The sequence below is a fragment of the Candidatus Flexicrinis affinis genome (assembly GCA_016716525.1).
GTDB lineage: Bacteria > Chloroflexota > Anaerolineae > Aggregatilineales > Phototrophicaceae > Flexicrinis > Flexicrinis affinis.
The window spans coordinates 1,574,913-1,590,782 of sequence record JADJWE010000001.1 but is presented as its reverse complement, the minus strand read 5'-3'; the positions used below and the strand labels follow the sequence as shown (position 1 = coordinate 1,590,782).

Genomic DNA, 15,870 nt, shown 5'->3' with positions numbered 1-15,870 from the left:
GTGAGACATGGCCAGCGAACCGATGACCACCGGCGACGCCATCATCGACACGATTCGCAAGCTGCTGCCGAAGGGCATCGCCGGCGACGCGTGGTCGGTCGACAGCGCCATTCGCGCGCGGTCCGTCGCGCTGTACCGACGGTACCGGACGGCGACTTCGACGCGAATATGACGGAGGAAATGCGTCAGCAGCTGCGTATTCCCGAGGGCCGCGAACTGGGCGCAAACCACTGCGAACTGGTCATCTCGTCGATGACCGACCGGCTGACCGTGACCGGCATCGAGGGCGCGACGGCGGCGGCGACGGCGTGGCTGCGCGAGATCGCCGAGGACAACCGGCTCGATGGCTTCCAGATGAACGTACACGAGTCGGCGCTGTGCGACGGCGACACGTACGTCGCGGTGGTGTGGGACAACGAGAACGCGCGCATTTCGTGGGTGCAGGAACTGGCCTACGACGGCATCGAAGGCGTGATCGGGTTTCCGAAGGGGCGCAGCACGAGCGAACTGGCGGCGGCGATCAAGATCTGGCAGGAGACGACGGAGAAATTCGCCGACACGCTGCGCGTCAACCTGTACCTGCCGGACCGGATCTACCGCTACGTGCGCGGCGCCAACGAGGGCGGCTTGCGGGTTCTCGACGATGACGGCGGCAAGCCGCTGCCGTGGGTCGACAAGGCCGGCCGGCCGTTGGGCGTGCCGTTCGTGCACTTCGCCAACCGCCGGCGCGGACGCGGAGGGTTCGGGCTGTCCGAACTGCGCGGCGTGGTGCCGCAGCAGGATCAGCTCAACCGGACGACGCACAGTATCGCGATGACGACCGAACTGCTCGGTTTCCCGATCCGATGGGTGAAAGGCTGGCAGCCGGACGCCGGCATTGCGCCAGGGATGTTCATGGTGATGGCCGCGCCGAAGAAAGCCGAGAACGGCGCGATTCCGGCGGTGACGGAGCAGCAGGCCAAGCACATCGCCGCGATTCAGGTCGGCACGTTCGACCAAGCGGACGTGTCGCCGCTGCTGGACGCCTACCGCAACACGAAGACCGAGCTGGCCGAGACGACGCGCACGCCGTCGTCGCTGAGCGTGTCGGACGACGCGAGCGGTGAGTCACGCAAGGAGGCGGAGAAGGGGCTGCTCGGCAAGATCGCGCGGTTCCACGTGACGATCGGCAACTGTTGGGAGGACGTGGCGCGGCTGACGACACGTGTCTATGACGCGTTCTCGCCGCGATCGGCGCCGAAATCGAACCGGTGGACGACGCAGTGGCGGGCGGCGGAGCTGCGCAGCAACTCGGACGTACTGGCCGAAGCGCTGATCCTCGAAAAGCTGGCCGGCCTCAAGGAAGCGCTGGTCTACGCGGCGCGCGTGACGGGTTGGGACGCGCAGAAGATCGAGGAGCTGGTGGCGGAGCGGCAGGCGAGCGACGAAGCGTCGTTGAACCAGATGATGCAGCTCGCGCCGGGGTTCAGCGGCCGGCCGGCGGCGGTTCCGCAATTGAGCGCGCCGCAGCAGTCGACGGGCACGCCGGACGCACAGAACGGGGCGAACGGTGGCGGAGAGTCTTAGCGAGCTGCTGGCGCGGCTGCTCGACCGCCGCTATGAAGACGCGGCGAAACAAACGGTGCGGTCGGCAGCGTCGGCATTCGACACGGCGCGCGTTCGCGCGGCGCTGGCGGAATTCGAGGCCGAAGTGGAGCGCCTACGCCGGCTGAACCTGCCGCTTCAACCGGACAACCCGATCCTGCGCAACTTGACGGCGGAGATCGACGCGGCGGCGCGGGTGGCGGCCAACCGCATCGCTGACGGATCGGCGTCGGTGTCGTCGGCGGCACTGGCGGCGGCGGAGACGCTGCAGACGGCGCTACCGGCCGCGCTGGGCATCAGCGGGAGCGTGCTGACGGCGTGGAACGTGGTGAGCGCCGAGGCGCTGGCGCAGCTGGTGGCGTTTCAGAACGCGCCGGCATGGGCGGCCCGGCTGGCGCAGTTCGCGGGCGCGCCGACGGCGTTTATCAACCAGCTGATCCTGCGCGACTTCGCGGCAGGGCGCAACCCGCTGCGGACGGCGGCCGACGTGGCGCGGCTCGTCGACGCGCTGCCGCGATCGCAGGCGAACATCCTGCTGCGGACGCTGTTTCTGCAGACGTACAAGCACGCGACGGCGGCGGCACAGGCGGCCAATCGCGACATCATCCGGCGCGCCCGGCGGATGGCGACGCTCGACAACCGGGTCTGTCCGGTGTGCGTTGCGCTGCACGGCACCGAAATCCCCGTCGGCGAGCCGGTCGAGATGCACGAACAGTGCCGCTGCATTTCGGTGACGGACGTGATCGGCGGGAGTCTGGCATTCGGCCCGACGGGCGAGGAATGGCTGCGCGGGTTGGACGAACAATGGCAGCGGCACGTGCTGGGACCGGGCTATTGGGAGGCGTGGCAGGCCGGAGCGGTGCAGCTCGGGGACGTGGTGGGACGATACCGGGACGACCTGTACGGCGTGATGTTGACCCAACGGAGCCTGACGGAGATCCTCGGGCCGGCAGAAGCGCAGCGGTTCCATGCGGAGGCCCGGCGCTGGTACGGCGAGATCCGCGATCCGCGCGGCTTCCCGCAACCGTAAGCGCGGATAACCCAAACCGGTTGGGATAAACGGCGTGGCTTGACAGGCTTCGTACTGTTTGCGTGACAGCGGAGACAGGAGCACAACACCCCATGACAGACTTGACAGTAACGCCCGCGAACGTGGACGCCGGCACCGACGGACGGATCGGGCACGGCATCGCCGGCGAGGCGATCGACGCCGGCGAGGTGATCTACCTCGATCGCACCACAAACACGTACCTGCTGGCCGACGCTGACGCGGCGGCGTCGGCGAAGGCGGCAGGCGTGGCCGTCAGCAGCGCGGCGGCCGGGCAGGTCGTGGCGTTCCAGTCGGACGGGACGTATACGGCCGGCGCGACGACCGTGCAGGGCACGCCGTACTTCGTCAGCACCGGCGCTGGCGGCATCGCACCGTTCGCGGATCTCGGCAGCGGCGACTACGTCACCCTGTTCGGCTTCGGCGTGACCGGCAACAAGATCAAGCTGGCGATAAACGCGACCGGGCTGACGATCTAGCGACGTCGTCCTGGTCGTACAGATTGCGCCCCTGCGTGTCCCCCTCACGCAGGGGCTTTTTGCTGTCGGGCGGGGCGTGCTTGACAGGGTTTGTATCGTGTTGGGCAGACGGACACACCGACTCGGAGTCGTAAAAAACGTATGCCCCCTGAAGCGAACGACCCACAGAAGCCCGATGCTGGCGGTGAAACGCCGCAGCCGGATCATACCGATGCCGCTCCACCCTCGTCTGCGGAGACGCAAAAACCCGAGGAGCAGGCCGTACCGTATGACCGCTTCAAGAAGGTCAACGACGCGAAGAACGCATTGGAAAAGCGCATTGCCGATCTGGAGAAGGCCGCAAACGAGCGCACCCAGGCCGAGGCGGAAGCGCAGCGCAAGGCAGACGAGGAAAAGGGCGAGTTCAAGAAGCTCTATGAAACCTCGCAGGCCGAGCTGGCGAAGTTGAAGCCGGCTGCCCAACGGGCGGCGGAGTACGAAAAAGCGTTTGCGGGGATGCTCGCGGCGCGGCTGGAACGGGTGCCGGACCACATCAAGACGCTGCTGGAGACGATGGATCCGCTGGCGGCGCTGACGTGGCTGGACAGCAATGCGGACGCGCTCTCGCCGCGGATCGCGCCGGACACGGACGCGGGCCGCACGGGTGAGCGCGGCACACAGAAAAACAAGGTAACGCTGCCGAAGAAGAGCTGGTAGCGCACAAGGGACGGAGAGTTCCAAATGGCAGACATCGTAAGGACGAAGGCACAGATCGCGGTGGTCTTCCCGAGCAAGGCGGTGATCTTCTCCGCCGTGGCGGGCGCGGCCATCGAGGCGGGTCAGCCGGTGTACTTCGATACGACCACGAAAAAGGTCCTGCTGTCGGACGCCAACGGCTCCGGCACGACCAAGATTCACGGGATCGCACTCGAAGACGCGGCGGCGGGCGCGGCGGTCGGCATCCTGAAGGAAGGGCACGTGTACGGGTACACGGTGTCCGGGGACGTCGGTTCGTTCGCGTACGTGAGCGACACGGTCGGCGAGCTGGCCGACGCGGCAGGCACGGCGGTGCTTCCGGTCGGGATGGTGGTCCCGCTGACGGACGTGCCGACACTGACGAAGGTGCTGTACGTCGACATCCCGTGGACGTTCCGCATCGTGGTCGACACGATCGAGTAGTCGGCTGCGGCCAGAGACGAGGACTGAGACATGGGAATCATTGCAGGACTTTTGGGGTTGCCGGACGGCGACCGCAAGTTCGGACAGACGGTCGGGCAGCGCGTGGTCTTCGAGGCGGCACAGGAGTACGTGCGCGCGATCGAAGAGGAAGCGGCGCAGTTCCGTTCGTTTTTCGTGCAGGAGCGGACCAGCGAGTTCAAGCGCCGGTACAAGCTGCCGGGCGGCGGCTTCCTGCAGGAGCGGAGCCAGCAGACCGAAGCCGCGGCGGTCAAGCCGTACGGCGAATGGGACGTCGCGTTCCCCCTGTGGGATCGCGGCTCGCAGCTGGCATGGACCGACATCGAATTCGCGTACATGACGCCGAACAGTCTCGACAACTATCTCGAGACGATCCGCGTGCAGTACATGAACACGCTGCGGCGCGACATCCTGAGCGCGATGTTCGACTCGACGGCGCGCACGTTCCTCGACAAGCAGCACGGCAGCTTGTCGATTCAGCCGCTGGCCAACGGCGACTCGGTGGTGTATCCGCCGGTGCTGGGGTCGTCGGCTGAGGCGACGGAATCGCACTACATCGAGACGAACTACGCGACGGCATCGATGAGCGACACGAACAACCCGTACAAGGCGGCGCGCGAAGAGCTGGAAGAGCACTTCGGGATGCCGACCGGGTTCGGGAACATCGTGGCGCTGATCAACAACGCGGAGCTGTCCAAGAGCCAGGCGTTGACCGACTGGTTCGACGTCGAGGACATGGGCGTGCGCTACGGCAACGACTCGGACCTGGCGCTGCTGGGGCCGATGTCGCCGGGGCGGCGCGTGGGGCGCGTGAGCGGGGTGTGGGCGTCGGTGTATCCGTGGATCCCGGCGACCTACATGGTGTTCGTCGACGCCGATCAGCCCAAGCCGCTGATCGAGCGCGTGGACCCGGCGGACACGGGCATCACGCCCGGGCTGAACCTGGTCAGCGAGAGCGACCGCTACCCGATGCAGATGAGCCACTACCGCGCCCGCTACGGGTTCGGCGCAGGCAACCGTCTGAACGGCGTGGTGCTCGAGCTGAACACCGGCGGCAGCTACACCGTGCCGGCCGCGTACGACCTCTAGTCGTACGCTAGCGAAGCGAGGTTGACGATGGCAAGCAAAGTCGCGGTGCGCATCCAGGAACTGGAAGCGCAGAAGAAACAGGCAGAGGCGGCGGAAACCACCGCCGGCGACGTGAGCGACGTGAAGGCGATGGTCGCGACGTTGGCGGAGGCGTTCGACGCCCTGCAGAACATGGTGCTACGAATCGCCGCGGCCGTCGGCGTCGAGGACATTGGGGAAATTCCCCAGTCTGGCGGCGCCGACACGAAGGCCAAGGCGAAGAAATAGGGCGGCGGCGCGATGAGCTTTTCGTTCGGCGAGGACCTGAGCAACGACCTCGACTGGGTGCGCTTCAAGATCGGCGACACGGTCGCGGACGAAGCGTACCTGTCGGACGCGCTCATCGCGTCGCTGCTCGCCACCAGCGCCAGCAAACAGCACGCGGCGATCGCGGCCGTGCAGTACGTCCTCACGCAGTTCAGCCGGCCGGACTTCAAGGCCGACTGGCTGGAAGTGAAGCGATCGACGGCGGAGGCGAGCTTTCGGCGCGTGCTGACGCGGCTGGAGTCGGAATTCGGTTTCGACGTGCCGGGCGATGACGGCGGGTTGAGCGGCTCGAACGTGATGACGTACCGGGTCGACAGCGCGCAGACCAGCGCACCGGACTTCACGGAAGGACGGCCGTAATGCCGTTGGTGGACGCGCAGACGCTGGCCAGCATCCGGCGGTTCAGCCGCAAGGCGTTGAACGAGACCTGTACGATCCGGCGCCGGTTTTCCGGCTCGGACGACGGGTACCGGCGCGGCGGGCATCAGACGATCGCAGAGGGCGTGGCGTGCCGGCTGATGGCCGAACGCGAGCGCGACTCGCGCGGAATGGTGGCCGAGCGCGAAGCCGGGCGCACGTTCTGGCGGATGGCGGTTGCGCAGGACGCCGACCTGCAGGACGGGGACGACGTGACGGTCGCCGGCGTGCGGTACACGGTGGTGCAGCTGTACGACGCGAACACGGATGCCGTGTTCCGCAGCGCGCGGTTGGCCCGTATCGAGGAGCCGACGGCATGAGCGACTTCCGCATCCGGATCGACTTCGACGGCATCCCGGCGCACATGGCGCAGATGGACCGCGCGGCGGAAAACGCCGTGAGCGCGGTGGCCGAGTACCTGAGCGGCGAAATCACGACCTCGGTGCAGCGGCGCAGCGCCAGCAGCGGGCCGGTGATGCGGTATCAGCCGAAGCGCGTGGTGTTCCCGGCGGCCGCGGGCCAGCCACCGAACACGGACACGGGCAACCTGGTGGCGTCGGTGCAGGTCGAGCCGGCGGGCCGGATGAGGCGGCGAGTGGTGATCGGCGCGGAATACGCCGAGGCGCTGGAGTTCGGCGGGCATCCGTTCGTCGGTCCGGCGGCCGAGCGCACGCAGCGGCAGGCGCCGCGGATCGTGCAGGCGATCATGTCGCAGCTGGCGGACTGACGCGATGGTGCTGCCGGTCGGGACTCAGGAGGCGTTTGAAGAGGCGCTGCGCACTGTGGCGCTGGCCGACGACGCCTTGAACAGCGCGATCGGCGGGCGGGTGTACATCGACATCGCGCCGTCGGACGCGCCGACGCCGTACCTGATCATCTCGTGGTACCGGTGGCGCAACGAGAACCACCGCACGCTGGCGCCGGAGATCGACGCGGTGGCGAACATCCGGGCGGTGGTCGACACCGACCGCGATGGCGACCGGCTGGCGGTGCGGCTGGGCGACCGGATCGAAGCGGTGTTTGACCGCTGCACGTTGACAGTAGAGAACGGCTGGGGGGTGCACTGGTGCCGTCAGACGACGCGCATCCGCATTCCCGAGCTGGTGGATCGACGGAGTTACAACAGCGCCGGCGGACTGTACGAAATCGGCGCGATCAACGCGAGTTAGGAGGGGTATCCGATGCCCGCAACTGAAATTCAAGATGTCGTCAGCGATCGCAGTTACTACCTGTGGACTCCCACAGGCGAGAGCGGTCTGACGCTGGCGGAGTACGTGCAGGACTTCGACTGGGGTTCGGACTCGAACACCGAGATGAACACGTCGGCGGCGTTTCTGCTCGAGACCGAGCAGTACATCCGCGGCAAGATCGCGCCGAAGATGACGCTGGCGTACCGCGACAGCGTCGGGGGCGCGGCGGTGCGGGAGGCGCTGCTGGAGAAGACCAAGGGCATCCTCATCGAGGGGCCGGAGGGCAACGCGGCCGGCAAGCCGAAGTACGGCGCGATGCTGCAGGTCAAGAAGGCCAACGCGCCGCGCAAGCTGGGGAAGCTGCTGGTCATCACGATCGAGTTCGTGAACATCGGGTCGGACTGGGTGTATCACCCTTCGTACGGCGACACGTTCTAAGGCGCTGGGCGCGGTGACACGCGCCCGCGCTCGTTTATCAAACGGAGAGACAGGCAGAGATGGCGAAAAACGCGGTCAGCGCAAGCGAATTGACGTTCGACCTGACGAAGATGGCGGCGGCGGACTTTCCGCGGCTGAGCACGCACACAGCGCGCGCGGCGATCTCGGTGCTGCCGAAGATCGTCGTCCAGTGCCCGTGGGGCGACCCGGCGGACATCGCGACGTGGGCGGGCAAGGTGCCGACGCGGGCGCTGGCCGGGGTGATGCAGCAGCTGCACCTCGAGGCCAAGCGGGTGCGCGTGGAACCGACGGGCTGGACGTTCAACTTCGCGGCGCTGGTGGTCGACGACCTGGACACCTTAGATGCGGCGTTTTTGCGCGGGCAGGTGCGGGACGGGGCGCGCATGATCGCCAAGTACGCGATCGGGATGCCGACGGGGCTGCTGGAACGGACGCGGCCGGCGGTGCTGAAGCGGCTGGGCGAGGACGGGCAGGAGGCGGCGCCGGAGGGCGATTCGCTGGCGGCGCGCGACGTGCTCGAGCTGACGTACTACCCGGAGTTCATCCCGCTGCTGCAGAAGGCGCGCGAGGAGGCCCACGAGGAGTTCCGGGCCGGGTTTCTCGGAGCGATTGTATCAACACCTGTCTCATCCGACGGATGAAAAACACCGCCTGCCGGACGCCGAGCACCGGACGTGGCTGACGCTGCGGCTGTGCCAGATGTTCCGGGGTTGGACATGGGAATACGCGGAAACGCTGCTTGAACAGCGGCCGAGCGTGGTCGCGCGGATCTTCGACGCCATCGAGGTGCAGAACACCTTGAACGGCACGCGCGCGGACATGAAGCTGTCGCCGTTCGATTGGTGGCCGTGATCCCGTAACGAGACGGCTGTATGGCTACGATCCAAGAACTGAGCGTACTGGTCGGCGCCGATCTTTCGGGCTACCAGCGCGGGATGCAGAGCGTACGCGACGGGTCGCGCAGCGCGGCGCAGGCGGGCGGGCTGTCGCTGGACGGCATGAGCCGGGCGCTGGACCGGGTCGGCGACCGCGCGAGCAAGCTGGCGGGGAACCTGGCCGGGGTGTTTCTGCCGGCCGGTGCGGCGCTGGGCTGGGGCATCAGCGTGGCGAGCGACTTCGAGTCGACGCTGACCGAGATCGAGGTGCGCGCCGGGCTGACGGCCGAGGGCATCGACGACATCCGCGAGGCCTCTCTGGCGTTGGGCGCGGATACGGCGTTCAGCGCGCAGCAGGCGGCGGACGCGTACCTTGCAGCTGCTGACCAGCGGGTCGACGGTAGAGGAAGCGCTGGCGACGCTGCCGAGCGTGCTGGACGCGGCGGCGGCGTCGGGCGAGGATCTTGGCCAGACGGCGGATGTCATCACGGACATCATGGCGGCGTTCCAGCTGTCGGCGGGCGTATTCGAGGATGGCAGCAGTTATTCGCAGATGGTCGTCGACGCGCTGGCGCAGGCGGCCGGCGCGTCGAGCGCGACGATGGGCAGCCTCGGCGAAGGGTTCGCCAACGTGGGCGGGCAGGCGCGGGCGTTCGGGCTGAGCGTCGAAGAGACATCCGCGATTCTGGCGATCTTCAGCGAGAACGGCATCAAGGGCGCGGAGGCGGGGACGGCGCTGCGCTCGATGCTGACGAACATGACGCGCGAGACGGCGGACGTCAAGGCCGCCTGGAATTCGCTCGGCACGAGCATGTACGACCAGGCCGGCAACATCCGGCCGCTGCAAGACGTGCTCGAGGACATCCGGCTGGGGCTGGACGGCAAGACCGAGCAACAGCAGAACCAAATCCTGCAGGACCTGGCCGGCACGTACGGCATTTTGGGCCTGCGGGCGGCGCTGGGCGCGGTGTCGATCGACGAGATGCTGGCCAAGATGCACGAGTCGGCGACGGCGAGCGAAGTGGCCGACGCGCGGATGGACACGTTCAGCGGCACGGTGGACAGCCTGAAGGGGTCGATCGAGACGTTCATGATCACGGCCGGGACGCCGTTCATCGAAAACGTGCTGCAGCCGATTGCGAGCGGGCTGACGGACGCGGTGAACAAGGTCACGGAGTGGGCGGACGAAAACCCGGAGCTGGTCAGCTCGATCATGGGGCTGGTGCTGGCTGGCGCGATTGCGGTGCCGGTGCTGTGGGGGATGAGCGCCGTCGCGCGGGCGGTTTCGAGCGGGATCGGACTGATTTCGGGGGCAGCGGCGCTGCTCGGCGGGCCGGCTACGGCGCTGATCCTGCTGGCCGCGGGGGCGTTCATCGTACTAAACGCACAGGTTGGCGAGGGCGTAACGGTGTTCGACGTGCTGATGGTGGCCGTCAACTCGGTCATGGACGACATCAAGCGGCGTTTCGACATCGCCCGACTGGACATCGCGATTTGGGCGGCGGACCTCAAAGCGCGCTTCGCCGACCTCGTCAACAATCCCGACGAAGCGATGCGCATACGGGTCGAAGAACTGACGCCGCTGGTCAACGAGCGTGCGCTGTACGGTGTCGGCGATCAGATCTACAGCCAGTTGCAGCAGCAGATGGACGAATCCATCGCGACGGGCGATCCGTTCACGATTACGCCGGATCTCGCGGTTCAGATCACACAGGACCCGAACACGCTGGCGACCAAGCTGGGTTACGACACGCGGCTGCTGCTTGTCGGGGCGTGGAACCGGGCTAGCGAACAGGGCGACCTCGACTTCCTGAAAGACGCGGCGCCGCTGATGATCAGCCTGGCCAACTTGAACCTGCTGCCGGACGAACTCGGCGACGTCGACATGACGCGGATGCGGTCGGTGATGGCGGCGATGTTCACCGAGGCGCTGTCGGACATGGGCGGAACGGTCCTGAAGCCGGTCGGCGAATGGGACATGAACGTCCAGAACATGCGGCTGAACCTGCTGAACCTGGGAGCCGACCCGGCGATGATTCAGGCGGAGATCGACGCGGCGCGGGTGACGGCCGCTCTTCAGCTGGCCGTGGCTCCGAACGGGTCGGTTGATCTAACGATTCCGGTTGCGATACAGGCGGTGCCGGGGACGGACCAAGTCGAGACAATATCGCTGGAGTCGTTCTTCAGCAATATGCAGCTTCAGCCGGGGATGCTGGAGACGTTCACAGCCAACGCGACGACCGAGATCCGGCGCGCGCTTACGGATGCGCTGATCGCGGCGCAGACCAGCGGAGACGGCGCGGCATACGATCTGCTGGCGACGGTGGCGGTGGAGATGGGGATTCAGCTCGACAGCGTGGCGAATACGGCGGCGCTGAACACGGCACTCGAAGAGAACGAACTCGGCGTCGTTCAGATGTACGTCGACGTCCTGCCGCAGATCAACATCGACGCCGACACGCTGACACCGATTGTCGTCCAACGGCTGACCGAGGCGATCACGAACCGTAATTATGAGGCGATCGACGTCCTGACGCCCCTGGCGGTGGCTCTGGGAATCGACGTGGAGGCGATCCGGCGCGACGCGGCGAGTCAGATCACGACGGCGATCGAAACGGCCACGCCGACGCCGGTTGACGCGGATCTGGCCACCACGGCAATCATCAACGGGCCGGACGTGGTGTCGCAGGTGACGACCGCCATACAGGCGCAGAACTACGACACGACGGTAACGTCGAACGTGACCGTTCTGGTCAATGAGTTTTACGAGAACAACCCGGAGTTCGGAGACCGACGCCGCGGATAGCTGCCCGGACCCGGACGGGAGCAACGCGTGGGGGTTGGAGCGAGTGCCGTTTGACGGGTACGTGTCGGAGCTGCACGAGGACGAAGCGGTGTTGACGGCGCCCGAGGCGGCGGTGTGGCGGCGGATGAAGGCCGGCGGGTTCGCGATGGCGGGCAGCGGGCACGGCGCGCCGCTGACGAACATCGGGCAGGTGAACATCTCGACGTATGGCGAGGCGCCGGACGAGCTGGCGCGGCTGGTGGCGCGGCGGTTCCGCGATCAGAGCATTGGCGGCGGGATGTTCGGAGGGTAGGGCATGACGGCACCGACATTTGAAATTCTGATCAACTGGACGGCGGCGGAGGGGTTCCACCGCGAGGCGCGGCCGGGTGACGCGGTGAATTTGTTCCCGGCGACGTTTCCGAACTACGAAGCGATCAGCGGCGCGACGCTGTTCGTCAGCCGTTTGCCGCACACACGGACAGACCGGATGCGGTACGGCCGGAGCGATTATCTTCAGGTGTTGACAACGGCCGGCAATCCGAACGCAGGCGTGACGCTGGGCAAGAACGGAGTGACGTACTCGCTGGGGGCGCAAGCTGCAGGGACGTACAGCGGTGTCGTGTGGGTGCGGCACGTGATCAGCAGCGCCACGAGCATGCTGCTGCGGCTGCGGAGCAGCGCCGGGATTCTGGCGACGACGACGTTCACGTCTTCTGCGGAATGGCAGCGGGTGGCGGTGACGGGCGTGCTGGGCAGCAGCCTGCCGCTGTACCTCGAAGTGGTCAAGAACGGCGCCGCGGTGAACCTCAATTTCGACATCGCCGGCGAGATGATCGTGGCCGGCGGGACGGCGCCGGCCGGGTTCAACAACGGGGCGCTGACGCGGTACGACAACGTGACGGCGTGGGCGAAGGCGGCGACGTGGAACTGTGGGTTCCGGCAGCAGTACCGGCACGTGTCGGACGTAGGGCGGGCGTCGTTCCTGCTGCGGGACGACGACGGGATCTTCTCGCCGGAGCGGACGGATTCGCCGCTGTACGGGTCGCTGCTGCCCGGGCGGTTCGTGGCGGTGGTTGGGGCGGACGCGGTGCTGAGCGACGACGTCGTGATGTGGTGGGGAATCACGCAGGGGTTCCGGCCGAACGCGGACGTCGGCGAGGTGGCGGAGTGCCGGATCGAAGCGGTCGACCTGCGCGGCATGGCGCATGGAAAAACGATTCGCGCGCCGCTGCAGATCGACAAGACGGCGCACCAGATCATCTGGACTGTAAACTCGCTGCTGCAGCTGCCGGCCGGGGAGCTGGACGCCGGGCAACCGCTGCCACCCTCGGAGTATTGGGAGGAAGTCTACCCGTACGGGCTGGACGCGGCGAACAAAGACGAGGCGGACGCAATACGCATCATCGCCGACTGCGCCGGGGCAGTGCAGGGGAAATTTCTGTACAACGCGCGGCAGTTCTACACCAACGACTACACGTTCAAGTTCGTGCACGACCTGACGACGTCGTCGATCGGAATCGCGCTGGATTCGAGCCGGCTGCAGCCGGGAACGCGCTACCAGTTCGGCGAGTCGATCGTGAACGATTCGACGGTGGTGGCGCGCAAGCGGAAGATCAGCACGGCGACGAACAAGGTGCTGTACGACATCGAAGAGGCGATTACGCTGGAACCGAACGAGACGCAGGTACTGCGGGCGCGGTTCAAGGACAACGACCTCGAAGACGACAAGACCGTTTCCGGCACCGACATCTACCTCGAATACACGGCGGACGCCGGCGTGACGGCGACGCTCACCGAAGAGTACGCGAGCGCGGCGGACGTGACGATCGTGAACGGCACGAGCGCCGAGAAAACGGTGTCGGCGCTGAAGATTCGCGGCAAGAAACTGACGTCATGGGCGGAGACGGAGCACCGCGCGACGGACGCGACGTCGCTGGACGTTCACGGCGTGCGGGCGGAGCTGCTGGACTACCGGCTGCCGCAGAACCGCAAGCTGGCGCAGCGGACGGCAGATTATCGGGTTGGGCGGTTCGGGACGGCGTTCGGGGAGATCACGAGCGTGACGCTAAAGACGCTCGAGGGCGACGACGACCTGCGCGCGGCGATGCTCGAGATGGGCGTGTTCGACACGGTGTCGATCGACGTGAGCGCGCGCAACGGGCACAGCGCCAATTACACGATCGTTGGCGAAGAGCACCGGCTCGACAGCGGGCTGGGGGCGTGGACAGTGACGTGGACGGTGGAAAAGATTCACCCGTTCACGATCCTCGACGATGCGGTGTACGGGGAACTCGACGCGGGGAACGTGCTGAGCTTTTACTAGGGCCCTCACCCCCTGCCCCTCTCCCTCAGGGAGAGGGGGAGAACAGCCCTCACCCCTGGCCCCTCTCCCGGAGGAGAGGGGGGAATAGCACCGGGAGAGGCGGCGGGTGGGGCTGTGGGGCGGCGGGTGGTTGACGCGGGACATACACTGTCGGCAGTGAAAGGGGCGCTGGATGGCGTATACGGACAAGACATGGGCGGCAAACGAGGCGCTGACGGCGAGCGGGTTCAACACGTACCTACGCGACGCGCTGCGGCATCTGGCCGAACCGGACCGCGAGGTGATCAACATCACAAGCGGCACGAACTACACGACCACCTCGACGTCGTTCGCGGACGTGAACACGACGGACTATCAGGTCGATTTGACGCCGTCGATCGGGAGCGGGCAGACGTGCGACATTCTGGTGGGCGGGATGTTCGCTATACGCTGCAGCGGCGATGCGACGCCGGCGATTATCCATTTCGATCTCATGGTCAACGGGGTGAGCGTTTCTGGCGCAAACGGGATCTTCTTCGTAGAGGGGGCCACGAACCAGATATTCCCCGTGACGCTGAACTACCTGCTACAGGGGCAAGACAACAGCGCCAAGGCGATCAAGCTGCGCTGGAAAACGTCCGACGGGGCGCGCACGGCGACGCTGTACACGCAGAGCGGCGGGACGCGGCAGGCACGGAGCCAGTTCTGGGCGCGGGTGCTGTGATGTGCGGGGCCATCCGAGGGGCGCGGTGATGTCGTTGGCGGGTATGACGGCGGTGCTGCTGCTGTTGGCGCTGATGGTGTCGCCGGCGCCGGTCGCGGCGCAGGATGCGGGAGCGATCAAGGCGGCGCAGGACGCGGGCGTGGCGATCGTGGCGCTGGGGGGCGGGATCGTCGGGCTGCGGTACCTGCACCTGATCATCCGCGACATCGGAAAGAGCTCGCAGTACGCCATCAACGCGGCGGGGAAGTGGATCGACGAATTGTCGAACCGGTCGAACAAGCAGGCCGGCGAAATCAAACAACTGCGTGGGCGCGTGTCATCGGAGCACGTGCGGACGCGGCGGGACGTAGCGAGGCTGGGAACGGCCATGTCGGCAGACAAAGAGGAAAACGCGCAGATCCGCAGCGACGTGCGCGAGCTGATCGACAAAGTGGAGCCGGTGTTGGGCGTCATCAACGTCATCCGGCTGGAGATCGAGGCGGGCAAGGCGAAGGACCGCAGCCAGGACGCGGAAAACGCGAGCGTGCTGCAGTCGGTCGAACAGATCCGCACCGGATTGGAAGAACTCAAGTCGTTGGTCGAGAAAGGATATCCGCATGTTTCACGTGAAGCTGAACCGATGGGCGGCGCTGCTGCCGATTCTGCTGGTGCTGGTGCTGATGGCGGGGGCGGTGACGGCGGCGCAAGCGCCCCTGAACCCCTCTCCCCCGGCCCCTCTCCCTCAGGGCGAGGGGAATCAAGCGGCGGTGTTGGTGCTGCCGGAGGCGACGGGGGAACCGAGCGGGCCGGTTGATCCGCCCGGGGACGCAGGCGGTGACGACGCCGTCAACAGCGCGCTGCCGGCGCTCGTCAACTTCTTCGTGACGAGCACGCAGACGCTCTACACCGAGTTCACGACCTGGATTCAGACGCGCGACCTGTTTACCTACGCCGCGGTCGCGGTGTTCGCCATCCTGCTGGTGTTGATTACACGCAACCAGACGCCGAACAGTGCGCTGAAGCCGATGCTGGATACCGCGCGGGCGATTTCGACCGACCTGGTGGCGGCGCTGGAACGGGAGGCGGAACGACGTTACGAGCTGGCGAAGGGCACCCCGCAGGGGTATGACGACGCGTTCTACCAGTTCTTGATGACGGTGATGCGCGACGTGCGGACGAAGATGGACGAGCAGCCGCCGAGTACGCCGGCGCCGCCCGAAGACGCGGAGGGATAGGGGATGGCGGACAAAAAGAAGAAGAGCGAGGAAGCCCTCACCTCAGAAACCCTCACCCCTGACCCCTCTGTCTTGACGGCGCAAGTGACGCACGTCGCTCCCTCAGGGAGAGGGGAAGCGGACGCTCTGGACGGTGGGGAAATTCCCCAGGTAGACCCCTCACCCCCGGCCCTGCAGGAACCTCACCCCCAGCCCCTCTCCACATTGGGGAGGGGAGAA

The 15,870-nt window shown here is 66.6% G+C and carries 21 protein-coding genes; all 21 read left to right on the top strand.

The genetic code is table 11. The annotated features are described in order from the left end of the window. Positions 1 to 7: 7 nt before the first annotated feature. Positions 8 to 172, top strand: coding sequence for a hypothetical protein (locus tag IPM16_06820; GenBank protein MBK9122820.1), 165 nt, complete (start codon positions 8 to 10; stop codon positions 170 to 172). An 8-nt stretch (positions 173 to 180) separates the two neighbouring features. After that, positions 181 to 1,566 (top strand): phage portal protein, encoded by a 1,386-nt coding sequence (locus IPM16_06815; protein MBK9122819.1) that lies wholly within the window; start codon positions 181 to 183, stop codon positions 1,564 to 1,566. Beyond that, positions 1,550 to 2,614: a hypothetical protein gene (locus IPM16_06810; GenBank protein MBK9122818.1), complete on the top strand. Its 1,065-nt coding sequence runs from the start codon at positions 1,550 to 1,552 to the stop codon at positions 2,612 to 2,614. Before IPM16_06815 ends, IPM16_06810 begins: the two co-directional genes overlap by 17 nt. A 92-nt stretch (positions 2,615 to 2,706) precedes the next feature. Beyond that, positions 2,707 to 3,111: a hypothetical protein gene (locus IPM16_06805; protein MBK9122817.1), complete on the top strand. Its 405-nt coding sequence runs from the start codon at positions 2,707 to 2,709 to the stop codon at positions 3,109 to 3,111. A gap of 141 nt (positions 3,112 to 3,252) precedes the next feature. Next, positions 3,253 to 3,807 carry a hypothetical protein gene (locus IPM16_06800; protein ID MBK9122816.1) on the top strand — a complete coding sequence of 185 codons (555 nt, stop codon included), beginning with the start codon at positions 3,253 to 3,255 and terminating at the stop codon, positions 3,805 to 3,807. Positions 3,808 to 3,831: 24 nt separating this feature from the next. Then, positions 3,832 to 4,269: a DUF2190 family protein gene (locus IPM16_06795; GenBank protein ID MBK9122815.1), complete on the top strand. Its 438-nt coding sequence runs from the start codon at positions 3,832 to 3,834 to the stop codon at positions 4,267 to 4,269. A gap of 30 nt (positions 4,270 to 4,299) precedes the next feature. After that, a complete protein-coding gene (locus IPM16_06790) occupies positions 4,300 to 5,376 on the top strand; it encodes a hypothetical protein (GenBank protein ID MBK9122814.1) in 1,077 nt (358 codons plus the stop codon). A 27-nt stretch (positions 5,377 to 5,403) separates the two neighbouring features. Further along, the gene (locus IPM16_06785) at positions 5,404 to 5,643 is read left to right on the top strand and encodes a hypothetical protein (GenBank protein MBK9122813.1); all 240 of its coding nucleotides are present in this window, start codon (positions 5,404 to 5,406) and stop codon (positions 5,641 to 5,643) included. A 12-nt stretch (positions 5,644 to 5,655) separates the two neighbouring features. Then, a complete protein-coding gene (locus tag IPM16_06780) occupies positions 5,656 to 6,042 on the top strand; it encodes a hypothetical protein (protein MBK9122812.1) in 387 nt (128 codons plus the stop codon). Continuing rightward, positions 6,042 to 6,419: a hypothetical protein gene (locus IPM16_06775; protein ID MBK9122811.1), complete on the top strand. Its 378-nt coding sequence runs from the start codon at positions 6,042 to 6,044 to the stop codon at positions 6,417 to 6,419. The genes IPM16_06780 and IPM16_06775 overlap by 1 nt, the downstream gene beginning before the upstream one ends. Further along, a complete protein-coding gene (locus tag IPM16_06770) occupies positions 6,416 to 6,826 on the top strand; it encodes a hypothetical protein (GenBank protein ID MBK9122810.1) in 411 nt (136 codons plus the stop codon). The genes IPM16_06775 and IPM16_06770 overlap by 4 nt, the downstream gene beginning before the upstream one ends. 4 nt (positions 6,827 to 6,830) lie before the next feature. Next, positions 6,831 to 7,268 carry a hypothetical protein gene (locus IPM16_06765; GenBank protein MBK9122809.1) on the top strand — a complete coding sequence of 146 codons (438 nt, stop codon included), beginning with the start codon at positions 6,831 to 6,833 and terminating at the stop codon, positions 7,266 to 7,268. 12 nt (positions 7,269 to 7,280) lie between these two features. After that, positions 7,281 to 7,727, top strand: a complete 447-nt coding sequence (locus tag IPM16_06760; GenBank protein MBK9122808.1) for a hypothetical protein — start codon at positions 7,281 to 7,283, stop codon at positions 7,725 to 7,727. Between the two features lie 59 nt (positions 7,728 to 7,786). Further along, positions 7,787 to 8,389 (top strand): hypothetical protein, encoded by a 603-nt coding sequence (locus IPM16_06755; protein ID MBK9122807.1) that lies wholly within the window; start codon positions 7,787 to 7,789, stop codon positions 8,387 to 8,389. Continuing rightward, positions 8,358 to 8,600: a hypothetical protein gene (locus tag IPM16_06750; protein ID MBK9122806.1), complete on the top strand. Its 243-nt coding sequence runs from the start codon at positions 8,358 to 8,360 to the stop codon at positions 8,598 to 8,600. Before IPM16_06755 ends, IPM16_06750 begins: the two co-directional genes overlap by 32 nt. Positions 8,601 to 8,996: 396 nt before the next feature. After that, positions 8,997 to 11,429: a phage tail tape measure protein gene (locus tag IPM16_06745; GenBank protein MBK9122805.1), complete on the top strand. Its 2,433-nt coding sequence runs from the start codon at positions 8,997 to 8,999 to the stop codon at positions 11,427 to 11,429. A 43-nt stretch (positions 11,430 to 11,472) separates the two neighbouring features. Next, entirely contained in the window at positions 11,473 to 11,721 is a 249-nt protein-coding gene (locus tag IPM16_06740; protein ID MBK9122804.1) for a hypothetical protein, read from the top strand. Between the two features lie 3 nt (positions 11,722 to 11,724). Next, positions 11,725 to 13,734 (top strand): hypothetical protein, encoded by a 2,010-nt coding sequence (locus IPM16_06735; GenBank protein ID MBK9122803.1) that lies wholly within the window; start codon positions 11,725 to 11,727, stop codon positions 13,732 to 13,734. Between the two features lie 172 nt (positions 13,735 to 13,906). Further along, entirely contained in the window at positions 13,907 to 14,437 is a 531-nt protein-coding gene (locus IPM16_06730; GenBank protein MBK9122802.1) for a hypothetical protein, read from the top strand. A 28-nt stretch (positions 14,438 to 14,465) separates the two neighbouring features. Then, positions 14,466 to 15,230 carry a hypothetical protein gene (locus tag IPM16_06725; protein ID MBK9122801.1) on the top strand — a complete coding sequence of 255 codons (765 nt, stop codon included), beginning with the start codon at positions 14,466 to 14,468 and terminating at the stop codon, positions 15,228 to 15,230. Next, positions 15,184 to 15,651 (top strand): hypothetical protein, encoded by a 468-nt coding sequence (locus IPM16_06720; protein MBK9122800.1) that lies wholly within the window; start codon positions 15,184 to 15,186, stop codon positions 15,649 to 15,651. The genes IPM16_06725 and IPM16_06720 overlap by 47 nt, the downstream gene beginning before the upstream one ends. Positions 15,652 to 15,870 lie beyond the last annotated feature (219 nt).